This is a genomic window from Paraburkholderia sp. UCT70 (genome assembly GCF_050434085.1).
Classification (GTDB): Bacteria; Pseudomonadota; Gammaproteobacteria; order Burkholderiales; family Burkholderiaceae; genus Paraburkholderia; species Paraburkholderia tuberum.
Genome location: NZ_JBNPVZ010000004.1, coordinates 105,802 through 122,559 on the forward strand (window position 1 = coordinate 105,802; position 16,758 = coordinate 122,559).

Genomic DNA, 16,758 nt, shown 5'->3' on the forward strand with positions numbered 1-16,758 from the left:
ACATGAAGCTATATAGCTACTTCCGGAGTTCGGCGTCCTATCGCGTGCGGATTGCGCTGAACCTCAAGGGGATCCCGTGCGAGTACCTGCCGGTGCATCTGGTGCGCAACGGCGGTGAACAGCTCGCGCCGGCATATAGGGAAATCAACCCCGACCAGCTGGTGCCTACGCTGCTTGACGATGCGGGAGCGCCGATCCCGCAGTCGCTCGCGATCATCGAATACCTCGAGGAAACTCATCCTACGCCACCGCTGCTGCCGCGCGAACCGGCTGACCGAGCGTATGTGCGGTCGTTGGCGCTGCAGATTGCGTCGGAGATTCATCCGCTGAACAACCTGCGTGTACTCAAGTATCTGACCGAGAGCCTTGGTCTGAACGAGGAAACCAAGAGCACGTGGTACCGCCACTGGGTGGAGGTGGGCTTCAGTTCCCTTGAGGCACGGCTCGCCAGTGATGCGCGTACGGGTACTTTCTGCCATGGCGATGCTCCGACGTTGGCCGACCTGTGCCTCGTGCCCCAGGTGTTCAATGCGCAGCGTTTCTCGATCGATGTGAATCTCTATCCGACGCTCGCCCGAATCAATGCGAACGCGTTGCAACTTGAAGCGTTTGCCCAGGCGGCGCCGGATCGCCAGCCCGATGCGGCGTGAAATCGAGATTGGGGGACTACTTCAGCAAACCAGTGAGCTGTGGCCTGCCCCTTTGGGCGCGGCTCGAGATATGTGTTCATGAAATTGGAAAACAGCAATGAACAAAATTTATCCGGGTGCTGCTGCCCTCGAGGGCATTGTGGCAGACGGCCAGACGTTCGCGGTCGGCGGCTTCGGTCTGTGCGGAATTCCCGAGGTGCTGATTGGCGCCTGCGCGATTCCGGTGTGAAGGGAATCACCTGCATCAGTAATAACGCGGGCGCCGATGGTTTCGGCCTCGGCATCCTGCTCGAAACGCGGCAGATCAAAAAGATGATTTCGTCGTATGTCGGCGAGAACAAGGAGTTCGAGCGGCAGTATTTGGCCGGCGAACTCATGCAGTCTCCTAGACACCGTTCTGAATGGGAAGGGCGCTTACGCCAGTTCCACCGTCTCTTGCAGACCGACGGGCAGGTTTGCGGGGTTGCGGTTGTGCCTGTCTTTGTCGGGCAAGATCCACGATCGTATGTTCGACATCGGCCTGAGTGAACTCGCGTTGTTTCTTCTTGCCCGTCGAACGGCTTTGGACGTTGGTTGGAGCGCCCGGATGCGTTCGAGGGCGCCTTGCCGATGCGCTGGTTATCGCGTTGTGCCTGAATCGCCTGCGAGACCTGCAGCACATGACCGAGCCGCTTGTGTTCAACCACTGCGGCCTGGTCGATTTCGGCCAGCCGGTCGTACTGCCTGCACGTCAGAATACGGCCGTCCATCCGGAGTTCGATACGCCCATCGGGGTACACGCAGACCTCGATATATCGATCAATCAGCTTGCGGTGCTCCGACGTGTCGTCCAGCAGGTACATGACCTTGTCGTACTGCACCGTCAACGACTTCGTCACCTTGCGCGGTTCGCGTCAGGTGAGCACCCGATCGAACCCGCTCTTTTGCGGCTTCGCAAAGCGCGCGTTGTAGGCCGCCATGAACGCAGGCGCATACGCATTGGCGTCGGCTACCGTGCTGATGTCACGCAGCCGTAGCTCCTTCACGAGACGATCCTGCAGCGTCAGATGTGCGCGCTCGACGCGTCCCTTGGCCGGACTGCTGTTCGCGCAGAAGGTGTCGATATTCAGTTCGTACATGGCGCGGGCGAAGTGGGTCACGCTATTGCCATCCTTGTTCGCCCCCGTCTTGCGAAACACGCTGTACTTGTCGCTGTATAACGCGCCGGGTTTGCCATGCTGTTCGATGTATGCACGCGTCGTTTCAAAGTAGCTGAAGGTCGACTCCGTGGCCGTGAAATGCAGTGTCATCAGCCGGCTCGTTGCATCGTCGACGTACGCCAGCAGTGCGCACGCCGGCGCCCGGTCCTCGAACCACCGGTGATCGCTGCCATCGATCTGGATCAGTTCGCCCAGACACTCATGACGGGCACGTGGCTAGGCGAGGCGTCGCTCGCCATAGTAAGTGTATTGATCGTAGATTCCTTCGACGCCGGGGAGCTTGTGATTCAGACACATCTCAGAAACGTCGCGGCTGATCCTTAGCTTCCGCATATGAGACTTCATGGTCGAACGAAGATCATGCGGTGTAAATCGGCGTATCGAAGGTTTGTGGTTGTCGATCCAGTAATCGATGGCTTCCCGGTTGGCATCCTTGCTGAGATGGGCGTCGCCACCATGCCGTGCCGCCCGACTGGCCGCCCTGGTGGGCAGAATATAGCGGGAGCGGGTATTGAGTGCGAGTAGTTCACGGAACCAGTCTACAACGGTCGGCGCCAGCGGAATGTCCATTGCAGTGCCTGTCTTGCTGCCCGGAATATGCCAGCGTGCTTCATCGAGGAATACATTTGTCCGGAGGCCCTTATACAGTTCCTCTGAACGAACGCCAGTCGCGAGAAGAATGCTGACCGAGAGCAGGTTCTCGCGATTCATGTCTGCGTTCAAAAGCACATGCAGCTCATTGGTCGTCAGCATAAGACGTTGCCGAATGGAAGGACGGGGGCCAATGATCGAAACCAGCTCAACCCCAATTGCGGGATTTGCATTGATGACCTTCTTGCCGGCGGCGTGACGGAAGATGGCTTTTGCAACGATTAACAGCGTATTGGCCTCGACCCATCCAAGGTTGGCGCGCTCGATCAACCCAACGATATCCGCCGCCTCGACTTCGCGTACCTGCATTGCACCGAGTACGTTCTCGGTTCGCTTCAGATTTCGACCATAGCTTCGCTGCGTACTCAATCCCAAATTGACCAGTACCTTCTCACGGTAATCGGCAACGAGTTGGCGGACCGTCCAGTTCTTCCGGGATATGTCCTTGCGCTTCTCGGGCGCCGGATTGTTGCCTTTCTGGACTTCGACGCGCTTTTCGGCCGCGAGCTTGCGTGCCGCCGACAGCGTCAGATCGGGGTAGCGGCCGAGTGTCAATTCTTCCGGTTTTCCGCCTATCCGGAAACGGAGTACCCAAGACGCAGTGCCTGTGGCTGAAAGGGTGAAGGCCAAACAACCGCCGTCAGTTTTTGCGAGAGGTCGCCTTTCCCGGATCCATCGCCTTAGTTCGAGATCCGATAGGACATTCGTTCTGCGAGTTGCCATAGCGCACCTCTGTGTAGCTACATATCTAGCCACACGTTTTAGGCTCGCTCTGCACGGATGGCAACGGATTGACCCGGACGGATATCTTTATATGTATTTGAATTTTAAAGAGTTTGTTTGTATTCGCTGGACTCATCGGACTTCGGTGGACTTACATCAGAACGATGTCATACTGCTCCTGACTCAAATTCGACTCCACCTGCAACGACACCGGCTTGCCGATGAAATCGATCAGCATCGCCAGATGCTGCGACTCTTCCTCGAGAAACAGATCGATCACCTGCTGCGAAGCGACCACGCGAAACTCGCGCGGATTGAACTGCCGCGACTCGCGCAAAATCTCCCGCAACACGTCATAGCACACCGTGCGTGCAGTCTTCACTTGCCCCTTGCCCTGGCAAATCGGGCAAGGCTCGCACAGCACATGCGCGAGCGACTCACGCGTACGCTTGCGCGTCATCTCGACGAGCCCGAGTTGCGAGAAACCATTGACGGTCACCCGCGTGCGATCGCGCGACAACGCCTTCTTCAATTCGCCTAGCACCTGGTCGCGATGCTCGACGTTTTCCATATCGATGAAATCGATGATGATCACGCCGCCAAGATTCCTTAGCCGCAGTTGCCGCGCGATGGTATGCGCGGCTTCGAGGTTGGTCTTGAAGATCGTGTCGTCGAAGTTGCGCGCGCCGACGTAGCCGCCGGTGTTCACATCGATCGTCGTCATCGCCTCGGTCTGGTCGATCACGAGGTAGCCGCCCGACTTCAGATCCACGCGACGCGATAGCGCGCGCTGAATCTCGGCCTCGATGTTGTACAGATCGAACAGCGGCCGCTCGCCGGTGTAGTGGTGCAGCTTCGACGATACCGCCGGTGTGAACTCGGCCGCGAAATCGGCGAGCATCTGATGCGTCTCGCGCGAATCGACCTGGATGCGCGACGTGTCATCGTTGACGAAATCGCGCAGCACGCGCTGCGCGAGATTCAGATCCTGGTAGAGCAGGCTGGTGGGCGGCATGCGCTGGGTCTGCGACAGAATGGTCGCCCACGTCTTGCGCAGATACGCGACGTCGGCTGCCAGTTCTTCGCTCGTCGCATCCTCGGCGATCGTGCGCACGATGTAGCCGCCTTTCTCGTCGGCGGGCAGCACGGCGGTCAGACGCGCACGCACGGCCTCGCGCTCGGCTTCGCTTTCGATTTTCTGCGAGATGCCGATGTGCGGCTCCTGCGGCAGATACACGAGCGTGCGCCCGGCGATGCTCACTTGCGTGGACAGCCGCGCGCCCTTGGTGCCGATCGGGTCCTTGACGACCTGCACCATCAGCGTCTGACCTTCGAAGACGATCTTTTCGATCGGCTGATGCGGTGTTTGATGTTGCGCTTCGCCGGCGATGCGCGGATGCCAGATGTCGGCGACATGAAGAAACGCGGCGCGTTCGAGGCCGATGTCGATGAACGCCGATTGCATGCCGGGCAGCACGCGCACGACCTTGCCGAGATAGACATTGCCGACGCGGCCGCGCGACAGCGTTCGTTCGACATGAAGTTCCTGGACGGCGCCCTGTTGAACGAGCGCGACGCGCGTTTCCTGCGGCGTGACATTGATCAGGATTTCTTCATTCATGGTGTTGTTTTAGAAGTCGATGCGCGCTGCACGCAGGAGGGCAGCGGTTTCAAAAAGCGGCAAACCCATGATACCCGAATAGGACCCGTCTATATGCTCGATAAACTCCGCCGCGCGTCCCTGCACGCCATACGCCCCCGCCTTGCCGAGCGGCTCACCGCTCGCCGCGTAGCGACGCAACGCGTCTGCGTGCACTGCAGCAAAACGCACCTTCGAGACCGACAACGCCGCGGGCAGCAGCGCGCCATTGGCATCGATCACGGCGAGCGCGGTCAGCACTTCGTGCGTGCGGCCCGCGAGACGTGTGAGCATGGCGACCGCATCGTCGGCATCGATGGGCTTGCCGAGAATCGCGTCGTCGATCGTGACGGTGGTGTCGGCGACGAGGATCGGCCGCACTTCGTGACCGCCGTCGAGGAGCCGCGCGCGGGCCGCCTGCGCCTTCGCGATGCACACGCGCTGCACGTAGTCGCGCGCGTGTTCGCCAGACCGTTCGGCTTCGAGCGCTTCGGCGTCTTCATCGGGGCGCGGCAGTAGCAATTCGAAACGCACGCCGAGCTGTTGCAGCAGCTCCTGGCGGCGCGGACTTTGCGAGGCGAGGTAGACGAACGGATGCAGCGAAGCGGAGGGCGTGGGCATGAACGGGTCTCGATGGAGCGGGAAACGGATGGCGCGGGGTGGTGAACGCGGGTGGGCGTGGAAGAGTGAGCGGGGCGAGGTTGACCCGGTGATCCGATCGATGCGCTGCATCCATTAGCGGCATCGATGCACAGCGCGTCGGGCGCATCATCGCATGAAGCGGCGACAATGCGCTCAAGCGTATGGAGCCGAGCGCCCGCGACGCGTCAGCAGCAACGAATCGTTGCCAGGCGTCGCCGCGCGAGGCTCCAGCACCTACGCGCGATGATACGGATGATTTTGCGTGATGGTCCACGCCCGATAAAGCTGTTCGGCCAGCAGCACGCGCACCATCGCGTGCGGCAGCGTGAGGCTCGACACGCGCAGCATCATATCGGCGCATGCCTTCAGCTCGGGATCGAGCCCGTCCGCGCCGCCGATCAGAAAGGCCACGTCGCGGCCGTCTTGCTGCCAGCCCGGCAACGCGCCCGCGAGCTGCATCGTGGTCCAGTCCTTGCCGCGTTCGTCGAGCGCGACGATGCGTGCGTTCTTCGGCAACGCGGCTTCGATCTTCTGCCGTTCGGCGGCCATCACGCTTTCGGCCGAACGGCCCGACGAGCGCTGCTCCGGTTTGATCTCGCGCAGCTCGATGCGCAACTCGGGGGGCATGCGTTTCGCGTATTCGTCGAAGCCGGTCGCGATCCAGTCCGGCATCTTGTGGCCGACGGCGAGGATGTGCAGTTTCATCGCGAGGACAGTAGCGGTGTGGCAGACACGGCCCGCTTACTTGCGGCGCGCCGTGGTCTTGCGCGCGGGCTTCGCGGCCGGCGCTTCCTCGTCTTCCTCGTCGTCGGGCTCGCTTGCGCGCGCGCCGCCGAACGGATTCGGCGTCGACAGCTTGATGCGCACCGGCTTGTCGCCCCAGATTTCCTCGAGGTTGTAGTACTGGCGCAGCGCCGGCTGCAGGATGTGCACGATCGCGTCGCCGCAATCGACCAGCACCCATTCGCCGATATCCTCGCCCTCGGTGCTGATGATCTCGCCGCCGGCTTCCTTCACGCCTTCACGCACGCTCGACGCGAGCGCCTTGGTTTGCCGGTTCGACGTACCGCTCGCGACGATCACGCGATCGAACAGCGAGGTCAGGTGGCTGGTGTTGAACACTTTGATGTCTTGCGCCTTGACGTCTTCGAGAGCGTCGACGATTACGCGTTGCAGTTTGCGAATATCCATGGAGTTACCGGTGGTACAGATGATGTTGAAGAATATAGTCCCACACCGCGGCGGGGACGTGACTCGCGGCCCGATCCTGGGTTGTGCCGCCCGCACCCGCGTGGGCGAGCCGCTGGTTGACCTGCTCGCGCAGATGCGCGCGAATGTCGGTGGCCGATACGTTGAACGCGAGCGTCGTGTCGATCAGCAGATGGCCGCAGGGTGTGGCCTGCAGCACGTCGGCGCGCGCACGGCGCGCGGCAATTTCCCTGGCGACCGCGGGGGCGACCGACGCGAGGTCGAAGCCGGGCCGCGTGGCCGCGCCGATATGCGCGAGCTCGAACAGGCGCCGCCAGTCGCGCCATGTGTCGAGATGCACCAGTTGATCCGCGCCGATCAGCAGCGTGATCGATGCGTCGTCGCCTTCGCGCTCGCGCCAGCATTGCAGCGTCTCGACCGTGTAGGTCGCGCCATCGTGCTCGATTTCGTCGGTCGCGACGCGCACCGTCACGCCGGGGATCGCGAGCGACGCGGCCGCCGCGCGCGTCATCGCGAGCCGATGTTCGGCGGGCGACACGTCGGCTTTCTGCCACGGCTGGCCGGCCGGCAGCAGCACCAGTTCGGTCAGCCGCAGCACGTCGGCGAACCGCCGCGCCAGCGCGAGGTGGCCGTCGTGGATCGGGTCGAAAGTGCCGCCCAGCAGACCGATCCGGCGAGGCAGGGCGACAGGGTGAGCGTTCGGCTTCAGGTGAGGATCCTTTGTCGTGACCGTAAGCGAGACAGGTGGCGCGTCACACCCACTCGCGCGGCACGAGGAAATCGCTGTACAAACTCGCTTCCGGCGTGCCCGGCTCGGGGTGCCAGTCGTAGCGCCAGTTCGCCACGGGCGGCATCGACATCAGGATCGATTCGGTGCGTCCGCCGCTCTGCAGCCCAAACAGTGTGCCACGGTCGAAGACCAGATTGAACTCGACGTAGCGGCCGCGCCGGTAGGCCTGGAACGCACGCTCGGCTTCGCCGTACGGCGTGTCGCGGCGCCGCTCGATGATCGGCAGGTACGCCTTGAGAAAGCCTTCACCGACGCTTTTGAGCATCGCGAACGATTGCTCGAAGCCCGGCGCCGAGAAATCGTCGAAGAAAATCCCACCAATGCCGCGCGGCTCGTTGCGGTGCTTCAGGAAGAAGTACTCGTCGCACCAGCGCTTGAAGCGCGGGTACAGGTCCGCGCCGTACGGCGCGAGCGCGTCGCGGCACACCTGATGGAACTGCCGCGCGTCCTCTTCGTAGCCGTAGTAGGGCGTCAGGTCCATGCCGCCGCCGAACCAGAACACCGGTTCTTCGCCTTCCCTCGTCGCGATGAGCAGGCGCACGTTCATGTGCACGGTCGGGCAGTGCGGATTGTGCGGATGCAGCACGAGCGACACGCCCATCGCCTCGAAGCCCCGCCCGGCCAGTTGCGGCCGCGCGGCGCTTGCCGAGCCCGGCAGCGCGTCGCCCGCGACGTCCGAGAAGCCGATGCCCGCGCGCTCGAAGAACTGGCCGCCTTCGAGAATCCGCGTGACGCCGCCGCCGCGCAGCTTCTCGCCGGGCGCGCGCTGCCACGCGTCGGTAGCGAACGCGGTGCCGTCGAAGGCGCCGAGCGTGTCCGCGATATGCGATTGCAGGCCTTGCAGCCAGCTGCGCACGGCTTGTGCGTCGTAGCTCGAATTGCTCATGAATGCAGGTGCTGAGGGCGGCACGCTCGTCGTGCCGCGGGTTCTTCGAAAGAAAGCGATGGCCGCGTTCGCGCCGGGTGTCTGCGCACTCGGACCGCTGGTTCGGATTGCCTGGTTGCCGGAGGCGAACATCAGAGGCGGCTTGCCGCTTCAGTCGATTCGCGGGCTCCGGGCCCGTCTGCCGCGACGAGCGGGAAAGATTCAGTGTAGCGCGCGTCGTGTAACGTGCCGGCACTGCGGCGCCAGTGGCGCCGGCAGTGCGCCGCCCGCACGGCGTCCAGCGCTAGCGAAGCTTACTTGCCGTCGTGCTTGCGGTTGAGCGCGCGATAGCCGATGTCGCGGCGGTACTGCATGCCGTCGAACGCGATCTGGTTGATCGTCTGGTACGCGGCCGCCTGCGCGGTGCGCACCGAATCCGCGAGACCGACGACGCACAGCACGCGCCCGCCCGAGGTGGTCAGCTTGCCGTCCGTCAGCGTGGTGCCGGCGTGGAACGTGACCGAATCCGCGGTTTCGGCGGGAATGCCGTTGATGCGGTCGCCCTTCCTCGGCGTGTCCGGGTAGTTGTGCGCGGCGAGCACGACGCCGAGCGCGGTGCGGCGGTCCCATTCGAGCTCGACGGTGTCGAGCGTGCCGGCGATCGCGTGTTCCACCACCTTCGAATAGTCGCCCTTCAGACGCGCCATGATCGGCTGCGTTTCGGGGTCGCCCATCCGGCAGTTGAATTCGAGCGTCTTCGGGTTGCCTTGCGCGTCGATCATCAGGCCCGCGTACAGGAAGCCGGTGTAGCGGATGCCTTCCTTCTCCATGCCGCGCACGGTCGGCAGGATGATTTCGCGCATCACGCGCGCATGCAGCTGCGGCGTGACGATCGGCGCGGGCGAGTAGGCGCCCATGCCGCCCGTGTTCGGGCCCTGGTCGCCGTCGAGCAGACGCTTGTGATCCTGGCTCGACGCGAGCGCGAGCACGTGCTTGCCGTCCACCATCACGATGAAGCTCGCTTCCTCGCCGGCGAGGAACTCCTCGATCACGACGCGCGCGCCGGCGTCGCCGAGCTTGTTGTCCGACAGCATCATGTCGACCGCGGCGTGCGCTTCTTCCAGCGTTTGCGCGACCACCACGCCCTTGCCGGCGGCGAGGCCGTCGGCCTTGATCACGATCGGCGCGCCCTTGGCGTCCAGATACGCGTGCGCGGCGGCGAGGTCGGCGAAGGTTTCGTACTCGGCCGTCGGGATGCCGTGGCGCTTCATGAACGCTTTGGCGAAATCTTTCGAGCTTTCGAGCTGGGCGGCCTCTTTGGTCGGCCCGAAGATCTTCAGACCGCGCGAGCGGAACAGGTTGACGATGCCTGCCGCGAGCGGCGCTTCCGGCCCGACCAGCGTGAACGCGATCTGTTCTTTTTCGACGAAATCAGCGAGCGCGGCCGGCTCGGTGATGTCGATGTTGAGCAGACGCTCATCCTGAGCGGTGCCGCCGTTGCCCGGCGCGACGTAGACGAGCTGGACCCGCGGCGATTGCGCGAGCTTCCATGCCAGCGCATGTTCGCGACCGCCGGAACCGACGACGAGTAACTTCATGTGAATCCCCGAGACTTGAAAACCATAAACGGCCGAGCGGTGTGCTCAGCCGTGCAATAAACCATCAACAGCAAGGGCAAACGATGTCAGAGCCCGGCGCGCCATCACTCGCCGGCGATCGACGCGTTTGTATAGACTTCCTGCACGTCGTCCAGATTTTCCAGCGCGTCGAGCAGCTTCTGCATTTTCACGGCATCGTCGCCGGTGAATTCGACTTCGGTCTGCGGCTTCATCGTGACTTCGGCCAGTTCGGCCTTGAAGCCCGCCGTTTCGAGTGCAGCCTTCACTTTCGAAAAATCGTTCGGCGGGCACAGCACCTCGATACTGCCGTCCTCGTTCGTCACGACGTCGTCGGCGCCCGCTTCGAGCGCGGCTTCCATCAGCGCGTCTTCGGCGGTGCCGGGAGCGAACAGGAACTGGCCGACGTGATCGAACATGAACGACACCGAGCCGTCGGTGCCCATGTTGCCGCCGTTCTTCGAGAACGCGTGACGCACTTCCGCGACCGTGCGGGTGCGGTTGTCGGTCATCGTGTCGACGATCACCGCCGCGCCGCCGATGCCATAGCCTTCGTAGCGGATTTCCTCGTAGTTCGCGCCGTCCGCGCCGCCGACACCGCGCTGGATCGCGCGGTTGATGTTGTCTTTCGGCATGTTGGCGTCGTACGCCTTGTCGACCGCGAGCCGCAGACGCGGGTTCGAGTCGATTTCGCCGCCGCCCAGACGGGCCGCAACCTGGATTTCCTTGATGAGCCGCGTCCAGACCTTGCCGCGCTTGGCATCGGCCGCTGCTTTCTTATGCTTGATGTTGGCCCATTTCGAATGACCCGCCATACTTTTCTCCGTCGCGCGCGCCAGCGGGGCGCACGCATAGTGCAATTGTCGTTGCGATGTCGGGCGCCTCGCGTGTTGCGCCTCGATGTCAAACCGTCAGGTGAAAGGCTGCCGGCCGCTCGTGCTTGTCGCTCGTGTTGGCCCGTCGAGGTGGCCACCTGTGCCGCCGATCTCAGCCCGGCCGTTCCCGCGCGTCGTTCCGCGCTTGCCCGCCGGTAGGCGTTCGTGCCGGCTCATGCATGACCGGCCGGCCAGGCGGGGCCGCAGGGCCGCAGGGCGGCCGCGCGGCGGGGCAGCTTGTGCGGCCAGGCGCCGCATGACCTGATGCGAAAGCGCGGGGCGCCAGTCGAAATTGCAGGCGGTGGCGCGAGTGATCGTGCGGGTCGAGTCGCTCCGTCGAGCGGATGCGAATTTTATCATGCCGCGGGGGTGCGGCAGAGGGGGCCGCGCCGCGAAACCGGCCGCAAATGCAATGAAATCGACGCGAAAATGAATGGAGGCGGCGCGGATGTGTCGCCGGGAGGGCCGGATGCGGGCGAAAGCGGGGCCGGTTCCGGGGCGGCGGCATCGCCAGGCCACCCCCTGGCCCTCGGCGCGTCAGTTCTTCGTACCGAACAACCGGTCGCCCGCGTCGCCCAGGCCCGGCACGATGTACGCATGCTCGTTCAGATGCGAATCGAGCGACGCGATGAACAGCTTGACGTCCGGGTGCGCGTCCTGGAACACCTGCACGCCCTCGGGCGCGGCGACGAGCGCGAGGAACATGATGTTCTCGGCGGCCACGTTGCGGCGCTTGAGCACATCGACCGCGTGCACGGCCGAGTAGCCGGTCGCCACCATCGGATCGCAGAGGATGAACACGCGGTCTTCGAGGTCCGGCAGCCGCACCAGGTATTCGACCGGCCGATGATCCTCCGCGCGATACACGCCGATGTGGCCGACGCGCGCCGACGGCACCAGCTCGAGCAGGCCGTCCGACATGCCGACCCCCGCGCGCAGCACCGGCACGATCGCGAGCTTCTTGCCGGCGATCACCGGCGCGTCGATCTCGACGAGCGGCGTGGTGATGCGGCGCGTGGTCATTGGCAGGTTGCGGGTGATTTCGTAGCCCATCAGCAGCGTGATTTCGCGCAGCAGTTCGCGGAACGTGCGCGTCGACGTGTCCCGGTCGCGCATGTGCGACAGCTTGTGCTGGATCAGCGGGTGATCGAGGATGAAGAGATTGGGGAAACGGCTGTCCTGGGTCATGGCGGGCTCGCGCGCGGCGGCAAGGTGGATCGGTTCGGGGCGCTCATCCGTTGGCTCCGTCCGCGCCCGAAGGTCGGGCGAACGGTGGAAAAGCGCACTACCGCGCAAGTTTACCGAAAGAGTACCGCCCGGCGATACCTGAGATTGCAGCGACGCGGCACAGTCCGGCACCGATTCTTCTAGAATCTGGAGAAACTTCCAGGAGGGCATACACATGGACATGGGAATCGCAGGACGTAGCGCGCTGGTTTGCGCGGCGAGCAAAGGTCTGGGACGCGGCTGCGCGGAAGCGCTCGCCGCCGAGGGCGTCAACCTGACGATCGTCGCGCGCACCGCCGAAACGCTCGAAGCGACCGCCGAGGCGATCCGCAAGCAGAGCGGCGTCGAGGTGAAGACCGTCGCATGCGACATCACCACGCCTGAAGGGCGCGCGGCCGCGCTCGCAGCCTGCCCGCAGCCGGACATTCTCGTCAATAACGCGGGCGGGCCGCCGCCGGGCGATTTCCGTAACTTCACGCACGAGGACTGGATCCGCGCGCTCGAAGCCAACATGCTGACGCCGATCGAGCTGATCCGTCAGACCATCGACACGATGAGCGCGCGCGGCTTCGGGCGCATCGTCAACATCACGAGCTCGGCGGTGAAGGCGCCGATCGACGTGCTCGGTCTGTCGAACGGCGCGCGCTCCGGCCTGACCGGTTTCGTCGCGGGGCTCGCGCGCAAGGTCGCGCCGACCGGCGTGACGATCAACAACCTGCTGCCGGGCCTGTTCGACACGGACCGTATCGCGGTCACCTTCGAGGCGCAGGCGAAGACGCACAACATTTCGATCGACGAAGCGCGCAAGCAGCGCATGAAGACGATCCCCGCCGGCCGTTTCGGCAATCGCGAAGAATTCGGCCGCGCCTGCGCGTTCCTGTGCAGCACGCACGCGGGTTACATCACCGGGCAGAACTGGTTGATCGACGGCGGCGCCTATCCTGGTACGTACTGAGCAGGCACGTACCGAGCCGCCGCGCGCGAACGACACCCGTCACATCACAACAACGATAGTCACAAGGGTTTGAGGAGTCTCACGTCATGAGCACCCGCATTGCGCTGATCGCGCACGACCACAAGAAGGACGACATCGTCAAACTGGCCGGCGAATACGTCGACACGCTCGCGCGCTGCGAGATCGTCGCAACCGGCACGACCGGCGGACGCATCAGCGACGCGCACGGCCTCACGGTCGAGCGCATGCTGTCGGGCCCGCACGGCGGCGACCTGCAGATCGGCGCACAGCTCGCCGAAGGGCGCGTCGACATGGTGATTTTCCTGCGCGACCCGATGACGCCGCAGCCCCACGAGCCGGACATCAACGCGCTAGTGCGCGCGTGCGACGTGCACAACATTCCGTGCGCGACGAACATTTCGACCGCCCGCATGGTGCTCGACGTGCTGACGCTGCGCCTGTCCGGCGAGGCGTGAGCGCGCGCGTCGCCGCACCCACATCCATACAGATGAAGGAGACATGATGACCAAGGCGATCCGATTCGACAAAACCGGCGGCCCCGAAGTCATGAAATGGGTCGACGTCGAGGCGGGCGAGCCCGGCGCGGGCGAGATCCGCATTCGCCAGACGGCGGTCGGCCTCAATTACATCGACGTGTATTTCCGCACCGGTCTGTATCCGCTGCCGCTGCCGGGCGGGCTCGGCATGGAAGCGGCCGGCGAGGTCAGCGCGGTGGGCTCGGGCGTGACCGGTCTGAAGGTCGGCGATCGCGTCGGGTATGTCACGCGGCCGCCCGGCGCGTATGCGCAGGAGCGCGTGCTGCAGGCCGTGCAGGTCGTCAAGCTGCCCGATGCGATCAGTGACGAGCAGGCCGCGTCGGTGATGCTGCAAGGCTTGACTGCGCAATATCTGCTGCGCCGCACGTATCGCGTGAAGGCCGGTGACACGATCCTCATTCAGGCCGCGGCGGGCGGCGTCGGCCTGCTCGTGTGCCAGTGGGCGAAGGCGCTCGGCGCGACGGTGATCGGCACGGTCGGTTCCGACGAGAAAGCCGAGATCGCGAAAGCGCACGGCTGCGATCACGCGATCGTCTATACGCGCGAGAACTTCACGAAGCGCGTACGCGAGATCACCAACGGCGCGGGCGTGCCGGTCGTCTACGATTCGATCGGCAAGGACACCTTCGAAAAATCGCTCGACTGTCTCGCGCCGCTCGGCCTGTTCGTGAGCTTCGGCAACGCGTCGGGTCCGCTGCCGCCGATCGACTCGTCGGAATTCGCGGGACGCGGCTCGCTGTTCTTTACACGACCGACGCTCTTCACCTATATGGCGAAACGCAGCGACTACGAGGCGATGTCGGCCGAGCTGTTCGACGTGCTGAGCTCGGGCAAGGTCAAGACGAGCATCAATCAGCGCTATGCGCTGCCGGACGTCGGGCAGGCACATGCGGACCTCGAAGGGCGCCGCACGACGGGGTCGACGATCCTGCTGCCATAAAAAGTGGCGGCGCGGCCTCGGGCTGCGCTGCACGTCATCCATCAGGGCCGTTTCATCGTGAGATGAAACGGCCCTGTCCGTTTACGCGATTTTTACGCGCACCCCGCAATCTTTGACCAGCCCTTTAGGCCGATCGGCATACCGTTCTATCCATCCAAAGTCCGTGAATGGAGAACCAGAATGGATGTGCTGTATGTCGGGGGCCTGGCGCTGTTTGCCTTGCTGACCTTTGGGCTGATCGGCGGCTGCGAGAAGCTGATGCAGTCGCGCCGCGGACAAGGAGCGCGCTGATGACCTGGATGCTGTGGCTGGCCGGCGCGTCCACCGCGCTGCTGTTCGTATATCTCGTGTATGCGCTGCTGCGCGCGGAGGACATCGAATGAACACGAACGATGTCCTGCAGGCGAGTCTTTTTATCGTCGTGCTACTGGCCGCGGCGGTGCCGGTGGCGAGCTATCTCGGCGCCGTGATGGACGGCAGTTCGCGCGTGGTGCGCTTCGGCGCGCCGCTCGAACGGCTGCTTTACCGTATCGCGGGCGTCGATCCAGCGGCGGAGATGGGCTGGAGGCACTACGCGGTCGCCACGCTCGCGTTCAACGTGCTCGGCGCGGCGTTCCTGTACGTGCTGCTGCGCGTGCAAGGGTGGCTGCCAGGCAATCCGCAGCAGTTCGGCGCGATGTCGGTCGACAGCGCGTTCAACACCGCGGTCAGCTTCGTGACCAACACCAACTGGCAGGACTACACGCCCGAGCAGACCGTCGGCTATCTGACGCAGATGCTCGGCATGACCGTGCAGAACTTCCTGTCGGCGGCGACCGGCATCGTCGTCGTGTTCGCGTTGATGCGCGGCTTCGCGCGTCATACCGCGCAGACGATCGGCAACTTCTGGGTCGACATCACGCGCGTGACGATGTACGTCCTGCTGCCGATGGCGGCGATCATCGCCGCCCTGCTGATGAGCCAGGGCGTGATCCAGAACTTCAAGGCATATCAGGAGGTGCCGACGCTGCAGACCACCACCTACGCCGCGCCGAAGCTCGACGCGCAAGGCAATCCGGTGAAGGACGCGAAGGGCGATCCGGTGACGCTCGACACGCCCGTGAAGACGCAGACCATCGCGATGGGCCCGGTCGCGTCGCAGGAAGCGATCAAGATGCTCGGCACCAACGGCGGCGGCTTCTTCAACGGCAACTCCGCGCATCCGTACGAAAACCCGACGCCGTTCTCGAACTTCGTGCAGATCCTCTCGATCCTGATCATCCCGGCGGCGCTCGCGCTCGTGTTCGGCCGCGTGATCGGCGACCGGCGGCAGGGCGTCGCGGTGCTCGCGGCGATGACGATCGCGTTCGGCGTTTGCGTGTTTGGCGAGATCAGCGCCGAGCAGAGCGGCAATCCCGCGTTCACGGCGCTCCACGTCGATCAGTCGGCGAACGCGCTGCAGGCGGGCGGCAATGCGGAGGGCAAGGAAACGCGCTTCGGCATCGCGCAGTCGGGCATCTTCACGGTCGCGACGACGGCGGCTTCGTGCGGCGCGGTCGCCAACACGCACGATTCGTTGACGCCGCTCGGCGGCCTGTATCCGATGCTGCTGATACAGCTCGGCGAAGTGATCTTCGGCGGTGTCGGTTCCGGCATGTACGGGATGCTCGTGTTCGCGCTGCTCGCGGGTGTTCGTCGCGGGACTGATGATCGGGCGTACTCCTGAGTATGTCGGCAAGAAGATCGAGGCCTACGAGATGAAGATGGTGTCGATCGTCGTGCTGCTCACGCCGCTGCTCGTGCTGGTGGGCACCTCGATCGCGGTGCTCAGCGAGGCGGGCAAGGCCGGCATCGCAAACCCCGGCGCACACGGCTTCTCCGAGATCCTCTATGCGTTCAGCTCGGCGGCGAACAACAACGGTAGCGCGTTCGCGGGTCTCACGGTGAATACGCCGTTCTACAACTGGCTCACCGCGATCGCGATGTGGTTCGGGCGCTTCGGCACGATCGTGCCGGTGCTCGCGATCGCCGGTTCGCTCGCCGCGAAGAAGCGCATCGCCGTCACCGGCGGCACGCTGCCGACGCACGGACCGCTGTTCGTCGTGCTGCTGCTCGGCACGGTGCTGCTGGTCGGCGCGCTGACCTACGTCCCGGCGCTCGCGCTCGGTCCCGGCGTCGAGCAACTGATGATGATCGGCGTGCACTGACCCACGGCAGTGACCCACGGCCGCGGAGCCAACG

At 64.2% G+C, this 16,758-nt stretch carries 16 protein-coding genes and 3 pseudogenes; 8 read left to right on the top strand and 11 right to left on the bottom strand.

All coding sequences use genetic code 11. The features are described from left to right. The first annotated feature begins 2 nt into the window (after positions 1-2). Together maiA and OKW41_RS26065 are read left to right on the top strand one after the other, a co-directional pair. On the top strand, positions 3-650 hold the full coding sequence (gene maiA / locus OKW41_RS26060; protein WP_429574448.1) for a maleylacetoacetate isomerase: 648 nt from the start codon (positions 3-5) through the stop codon (positions 648-650). A 97-nt stretch (positions 651-747) separates the two neighbouring features. Continuing rightward, positions 748-1,025, top strand: a pseudogene (locus OKW41_RS26065) (CoA-transferase); the annotation flags it as partial. Between the two features lie 10 nt (positions 1,026-1,035). Here OKW41_RS26065 and OKW41_RS26070 read toward each other — a convergent pair. The 11 genes and pseudogenes from OKW41_RS26070 to upp all read right to left on the bottom strand — a co-directional run. Beyond that, positions 1,036-2,065: pseudogene (locus tag OKW41_RS26070) on the bottom strand (ISNCY family transposase); the annotation flags it as partial. Beyond that, entirely contained in the window at positions 2,066-3,223 is a 1,158-nt protein-coding gene (locus OKW41_RS26075; protein ID WP_429574449.1) for a tyrosine-type recombinase/integrase, read from the bottom strand. Positions 3,224-3,374: 151 nt separating this feature from the next. Continuing rightward, positions 3,375-4,844 (bottom strand): ribonuclease G, encoded by a 1,470-nt coding sequence (gene rng / locus OKW41_RS26080; protein ID WP_429574450.1) that lies wholly within the window; start codon positions 4,842-4,844, stop codon positions 3,375-3,377. Positions 4,845-4,853: 9 nt separating this feature from the next. Continuing rightward, entirely contained in the window at positions 4,854-5,483 is a 630-nt protein-coding gene (locus OKW41_RS26085; RefSeq protein ID WP_429574451.1) for a Maf family protein, read from the bottom strand. Between the two features lie 255 nt (positions 5,484-5,738). Beyond that, on the bottom strand, positions 5,739-6,209 hold the full coding sequence (gene rlmH / locus OKW41_RS26090; protein WP_429452140.1) for a 23S rRNA (pseudouridine(1915)-N(3))-methyltransferase RlmH: 471 nt from the start codon (positions 6,207-6,209) through the stop codon (positions 5,739-5,741). Positions 6,210-6,245: 36 nt separating this feature from the next. Next, positions 6,246-6,695, bottom strand: a complete 450-nt coding sequence (gene rsfS, locus OKW41_RS26095; RefSeq protein ID WP_018419969.1) for a ribosome silencing factor — start codon at positions 6,693-6,695, stop codon at positions 6,246-6,248. Between the two features lie 4 nt (positions 6,696-6,699). Beyond that, entirely contained in the window at positions 6,700-7,422 is a 723-nt protein-coding gene (locus tag OKW41_RS26100; protein WP_429576481.1) for a nicotinate-nucleotide adenylyltransferase, read from the bottom strand. A 43-nt stretch (positions 7,423-7,465) separates the two neighbouring features. Continuing rightward, positions 7,466-8,389 (bottom strand): oxygen-dependent coproporphyrinogen oxidase, encoded by a 924-nt coding sequence (gene hemF, locus OKW41_RS26105; RefSeq protein WP_429574452.1) that lies wholly within the window; start codon positions 8,387-8,389, stop codon positions 7,466-7,468. A gap of 293 nt (positions 8,390-8,682) precedes the next feature. Next, positions 8,683-9,966, bottom strand: coding sequence for a phosphoribosylamine--glycine ligase (purD, locus tag OKW41_RS26110; RefSeq protein ID WP_429452136.1), 1,284 nt, complete (start codon positions 9,964-9,966; stop codon positions 8,683-8,685). A 104-nt stretch (positions 9,967-10,070) separates the two neighbouring features. Continuing rightward, positions 10,071-10,799 (bottom strand): YebC/PmpR family DNA-binding transcriptional regulator, encoded by a 729-nt coding sequence (locus OKW41_RS26115; RefSeq protein ID WP_018419973.1) that lies wholly within the window; start codon positions 10,797-10,799, stop codon positions 10,071-10,073. Between the two features lie 597 nt (positions 10,800-11,396). Further along, positions 11,397-12,047: a uracil phosphoribosyltransferase gene (upp, locus tag OKW41_RS26120; RefSeq protein ID WP_026225693.1), complete on the bottom strand. Its 651-nt coding sequence runs from the start codon at positions 12,045-12,047 to the stop codon at positions 11,397-11,399. Between the two features lie 214 nt (positions 12,048-12,261). On the opposite strand from upp, the gene OKW41_RS26125 reads away from it, so the two are divergent. The 6 genes and pseudogenes from OKW41_RS26125 to kdpA all read left to right on the top strand — a co-directional run bounded on the left by OKW41_RS26125 (position 12,262) and on the right by kdpA (position 16,724). Further along, positions 12,262-13,041, top strand: coding sequence for an SDR family oxidoreductase (locus OKW41_RS26125; RefSeq protein WP_429472201.1), 780 nt, complete (start codon positions 12,262-12,264; stop codon positions 13,039-13,041). 86 nt (positions 13,042-13,127) lie between these two features. Further along, positions 13,128-13,517 (top strand): methylglyoxal synthase, encoded by a 390-nt coding sequence (locus OKW41_RS26130; protein ID WP_013088898.1) that lies wholly within the window; start codon positions 13,128-13,130, stop codon positions 13,515-13,517. A 46-nt stretch (positions 13,518-13,563) separates the two neighbouring features. Beyond that, entirely contained in the window at positions 13,564-14,538 is a 975-nt protein-coding gene (locus tag OKW41_RS26135; protein ID WP_429574453.1) for a quinone oxidoreductase family protein, read from the top strand. 180 nt (positions 14,539-14,718) lie between these two features. Then, positions 14,719-14,829: a potassium ABC transporter ATPase gene (locus tag OKW41_RS26140; protein ID WP_429574454.1), complete on the top strand. Its 111-nt coding sequence runs from the start codon at positions 14,719-14,721 to the stop codon at positions 14,827-14,829. Beyond that, positions 14,829-14,921 carry a K(+)-transporting ATPase subunit F gene (gene kdpF / locus OKW41_RS26145; RefSeq protein WP_013088901.1) on the top strand — a complete coding sequence of 31 codons (93 nt, stop codon included), beginning with the start codon at positions 14,829-14,831 and terminating at the stop codon, positions 14,919-14,921. The genes OKW41_RS26140 and kdpF overlap by 1 nt, the downstream gene beginning before the upstream one ends. Then, positions 14,918-16,724 (top strand): annotated as a pseudogene (kdpA, locus tag OKW41_RS26150) (potassium-transporting ATPase subunit KdpA). Before kdpF ends, kdpA begins: the two are co-directional and overlap by 4 nt. Positions 16,725-16,758 lie beyond the last annotated feature (34 nt).

Excerpts from the sequence above, each read along its gene's own strand:
- maiA (WP_429574448.1), top strand. The coding sequence starts at position 3 with ATGAAGCTATATAGCTACTTCCGGAGTTCGGCGTCCTATCGCGTGCGG.
- OKW41_RS26075 (WP_429574449.1), bottom strand. The coding sequence starts at position 3,223 with ATGGCAACTCGCAGAACGAATGTCCTATCGGATCTCGAACTAAGGCGA.
- rng (WP_429574450.1), bottom strand. The coding sequence starts at position 4,844 with ATGAATGAAGAAATCCTGATCAATGTCACGCCGCAGGAAACGCGCGTC.
- OKW41_RS26085 (WP_429574451.1), bottom strand. The coding sequence starts at position 5,483 with ATGCCCACGCCCTCCGCTTCGCTGCATCCGTTCGTCTACCTCGCCTCG.
- rlmH (WP_429452140.1), bottom strand. The coding sequence starts at position 6,209 with ATGAAACTGCACATCCTCGCCGTCGGCCACAAGATGCCGGACTGGATC.
- rsfS (WP_018419969.1), bottom strand. The coding sequence starts at position 6,695 with ATGGATATTCGCAAACTGCAACGCGTAATCGTCGACGCTCTCGAAGAC.
- hemF (WP_429574452.1), bottom strand. The coding sequence starts at position 8,389 with ATGAGCAATTCGAGCTACGACGCACAAGCCGTGCGCAGCTGGCTGCAA.
- purD (WP_429452136.1), bottom strand. The coding sequence starts at position 9,966 with ATGAAGTTACTCGTCGTCGGTTCCGGCGGTCGCGAACATGCGCTGGCA.
- OKW41_RS26115 (WP_018419973.1), bottom strand. The coding sequence starts at position 10,799 with ATGGCGGGTCATTCGAAATGGGCCAACATCAAGCATAAGAAAGCAGCG.
- upp (WP_026225693.1), bottom strand. The coding sequence starts at position 12,047 with ATGACCCAGGACAGCCGTTTCCCCAATCTCTTCATCCTCGATCACCCG.
- OKW41_RS26125 (WP_429472201.1), top strand. The coding sequence starts at position 12,262 with ATGGACATGGGAATCGCAGGACGTAGCGCGCTGGTTTGCGCGGCGAGC.
- OKW41_RS26130 (WP_013088898.1), top strand. The coding sequence starts at position 13,128 with ATGAGCACCCGCATTGCGCTGATCGCGCACGACCACAAGAAGGACGAC.
- OKW41_RS26135 (WP_429574453.1), top strand. The coding sequence starts at position 13,564 with ATGACCAAGGCGATCCGATTCGACAAAACCGGCGGCCCCGAAGTCATG.
- OKW41_RS26140 (WP_429574454.1), top strand. The coding sequence starts at position 14,719 with ATGGATGTGCTGTATGTCGGGGGCCTGGCGCTGTTTGCCTTGCTGACC.
- kdpF (WP_013088901.1), top strand. The coding sequence starts at position 14,829 with ATGACCTGGATGCTGTGGCTGGCCGGCGCGTCCACCGCGCTGCTGTTC.